Raw genomic sequence first — 3,604 nt, 5'->3', positions numbered from 1 at the left:
TCGTTCGCCGACGAGGTGACCCGGGTGGCCAGAGAGGTTGGTACGGAAGGAAAGCTGGGTGGTCAGGCCCAGGTGAAGGATGTGGCCGGGACGTGGCGGGACCTGACCGACAACGTCAACTACATGGCGTCCAACCTCACCGCTCAGGTCCGCAACATCGCCCAGGTGGCCACCGCGGTCGCCGAAGGTGACCTGTCGCAGAAGATCACGGTCGATGCGCAGGGCGAGATCCTCGCCCTGAAGCTCACCGTGAACACGATGGTGGATCAGCTGTCGTCGTTCGCCGACGAGGTGACCCGGGTGGCCAGAGAGGTTGGCACGGAAGGAAAGCTGGGTGGTCAGGCCCAGGTGAAGGGAGTCGCCGGGACGTGGCGGGACCTCACCGAGAACGTCAACCAGCTCGCCTCCACGCTGACCATCCAGCTCCGCGCGATCGCCGGCGTGTCCACGGCCGTGACCAGGGGCGACCTCACCCAGCAGATCGGCGTCCAGGCCAGCGGCGAGGTGGCCGAGCTGAAGGACAACATCAACCAGATGATCGTGGCGCTGCGGGAGACGACCCGGGAGAACGCCGAGCAGGGCTGGCTGGACTCCAACCTCGCCCGGATCGGCGGGCTGCTGCAGGGCCAGCGGGATCTCGCCGAGGTCTGCCAGATGATCATGAGAGAGGTCGTGCCGCTGGTCAACGGCCAGGTGGGCGCGTTCTTCCTGGACACCGCGGACGGTGGGGACGAGCCCGGCCTGTGGCGCCAGTACGGCGGCTACGGGCTCGGTTCCGGCGAGCGGATCCGGTTCGCCCGCGGGGAGGGGCTGGTCGGCCAGGCCGGCGAGTCCAAGCAGATGATCGTGGTGCGCGGCGGGGAGGCCGGGTTCCTGCCGATCCGCTCCGGCGTCGGCTCGTTCACCCCGGCCGCCGTCGTGGTGCTGCCGGTGCTGTTCGAGGGGGAAACCCTGGGCGTGCTGGAGATCGGGTCGGTCGCCCCGTTCTCCGAGCTGCACCTCACCTTCCTCGAACGGCTCGTGGTCACCATCGGCGTGGCGATCAAGACCATTCAGGCCAACCGGCGCACCGAGGAGCTGCTGCTGCAGTCCCAGCGGCTCGCCGGCGAGCTGCAGGACCAGTCGGCCGAGCTGCAGCGCACCAACGCCGAGCTGGAGGACAAGGCGGCACTGCTGTCCGAGCAGAACCGCAACATCGAGATCAAGAACCTGGAGATCGAGGCGGCCCGCCGCCGGGTCGAGGAGAACGCCCAGCAGCTCGCGCTCGCCAGCCAGTACAAGTCCGAGTTTCTCGCCAACATGAGCCACGAGCTGCGGACTCCGCTGAACTCCCTGCTGCTGCTGGCCCGGCTGCTCGCGGACAACCCGGACCAGAACCTGTCCGACCGGCAGATCGAGTTCGCCAACACGATCCACAACGCCGGCACGGACCTGCTCGCCCTGATCGACGACATCCTGGACCTGTCCAAGATCGAGGCCGGCCGGGTCAACATCGAGCTGAGCCCGGTCGAGCTGGAGGTGCTGGCCGGCGACGCCCAGCGGGCCTTCCGCGCGCAGGCCGAGGAGAAGGGCCTCGAGCTGCGGATGCGCCTGGCCGACGGGGTGCCACCGCGGATCGTCACCGACGGCCAGCGGCTCCAGCAGATCCTGCGCAACCTGCTGTCCAACGCGGTCAAGTTCACCGAGACCGGCACGGTCACGCTGAGCATCGGGCAGGCCGCACCGGAGCGCGCCTTCGGTGTGTCCACTTTGGACGATTCGGACGGGGTGGTGGCGTTCTCCGTGCACGACACCGGAATCGGCATCGCCGACGAGAAGTTCGCCATGATCTTCGAGGCGTTCCAGCAGGCGGACGGCACGACCAGCCGGCGCTACGGCGGAACCGGCCTGGGCCTGTCGATCAGCAAGGAGCTGGCCCGCCTGCTCGGCGGAGCGATCACCGTGGAGTCCCGGCTCGGCGTCGGCTCCACGTTCACCCTGTTCCTGCCGCAGACGCAGCCTTCGGACGGCACCGGGTCGCGCGGCCGGCCGGCGCTGCTCGCCGCGTCCGACGAGGGGCTGCCCCCGCTCACCGGCGACACACCGATCCTGCGGCCGGCCGCGGCCCGGTTGATCGGCGGCCGGCAGCTGGAGGGCATCACGGTGCTGATCGTGGACGACGACGTGCGCAACGTCTTCGCCCTCACCAGTGCGCTGGAGCTGCACGGGATGACCGTGCTCTACGCGGACAACGGAACGGACGGCGTGCGGATGCTCACCGAGCACCCGGAGGTCGACATCGTGCTGATGGACGCGATGATGCCGAAGCTGGACGGAAACGAGACCACCCGGCTGATCCGCTCGCTGCCGCACGGCGCCGAGGTGCCGATCGTGTTCCTGACCGCCAAGGCGATGCCCGAGGACCGCGAGTCGAGCCTGGCGGCGGGCGCCGACGACTACATCACCAAGCCGGTCGACCTCGACCAGCTGCTCGCGGCCATGTCCTCCTGGGGGGAGCGCAGCCGCAGCCGGCGCGTCGACGACAGACCGGCGACCGGGCGGTGACCGCGAAGGCCCTGCTCGTCGATGACCGCCGGGAGAACCTGGTCGCCCTCGAGGCGATCCTGCAGGGGCTTCCGGTGCTGGCCGTGTCGGTCACCAGCGGCGAAGACGCGCTCAAACAGCTGCTGCACCAGGATTTCGCGGTCATCCTGCTTGACGCCAGCATGCCCAACATGGACGGGTTCGAGACCGCGACCCACATCAAGCAGCGCGAGCGCACCCGGCACATCCCGATCATCTTCCTGACCGCGCTCAACTACGACGCGCGGCTCGCCTTCCGCGGCTACCAGATCGGCGCCGTGGACTACATCACCAAACCCTTCGATCCCTGGGTGCTCCGCTCCAAGGTCGCCGTGTTCATCGACCTGTGGACCAAGACCGCCGAGCTCACCGCCCAGGCCGCCGAGCGAACGGCGCTGCGGGCCGCGATCAACAGGGCGCTGGCCCTGCTCGACACCGCCCCACCGGATCCGGTCGCCGCCGCCGCCGTCCTCCACGAGACCCAGCAGACGACGCCCAACCGCCCACCGCCGAACTGATCCGACCGGAGAACGGGCAGCGCGCATGCCGTCAACCGCGACGGTCCACTGGACCCTACGTCACCAAGCTGACCACGGTACTGTGCCCGGCTGTGAAGCCTGCCAGTGACGCGTAGATCCCCAGATCGGGGTGCGGAGGCCGGCGAGCGGCCGGATCGGGAGCAGTTGATGACGGTCCGGTTGGCGGACCGAGACGGCGCGGTGGTCGTCACCGTTCTCGGCGAGGTTGACGGGTTGACCGCACCACAGCTGCGGAACACGCTTGCTGAGGCCTTCGACCGGCTCGATGGACGGCCGCTGGTGGTGGACCTGACCAGGGTGACACTGCTCGGCTCGGCCTGGTTGCGGGTGCTGCGGGACAGCGCCGACGAGGCCGTGCACCATCGTGGTCTGCTGCTGTGCGTCGTGGTTGACGAGAACCGGCCGGTGGTCCGGCCCATCGAGATCGTGCGGCCGGACCAGATCCTGGGGCTCTACCACTGTGTTGATCATGCGCTCGCGGGTGGCGAGTTGCACCCCTAGCC

The 3,604-nt window shown here is 69.1% G+C and carries 3 protein-coding genes; all 3 read left to right on the top strand.

Going from position 1 to position 3,604, the window contains the following annotated elements; genetic code table 11:
* Positions 1-2,544, top strand: a 2,544-nt coding sequence (locus VGR06_RS28330; protein WP_327562199.1) for an ATP-binding protein, incomplete at its 5' end; no start/stop codon positions are given.
* Positions 2,541-3,080 (top strand): response regulator, encoded by a 540-nt coding sequence (locus VGR06_RS28325; RefSeq protein WP_327562198.1) that lies wholly within the window; start codon positions 2,541-2,543, stop codon positions 3,078-3,080. The genes VGR06_RS28330 and VGR06_RS28325, both read left to right, overlap by 4 nt.
* A 168-nt stretch (positions 3,081-3,248) precedes the next feature.
* A complete protein-coding gene (locus VGR06_RS28320; protein ID WP_327562197.1) occupies positions 3,249-3,602 on the top strand; it encodes an STAS domain-containing protein in 354 nt (117 codons plus the stop codon).
* The last annotated feature ends 2 nt before the right edge of the window (positions 3,603-3,604 follow it).

The organism is Actinophytocola sp. (assembly GCF_036002505.1).
Classification (GTDB): Bacteria; Actinomycetota; Actinomycetes; order Mycobacteriales; family Pseudonocardiaceae; genus DASYTH01.
This window is presented reverse-complemented; position numbering and strand designations above follow the sequence as displayed.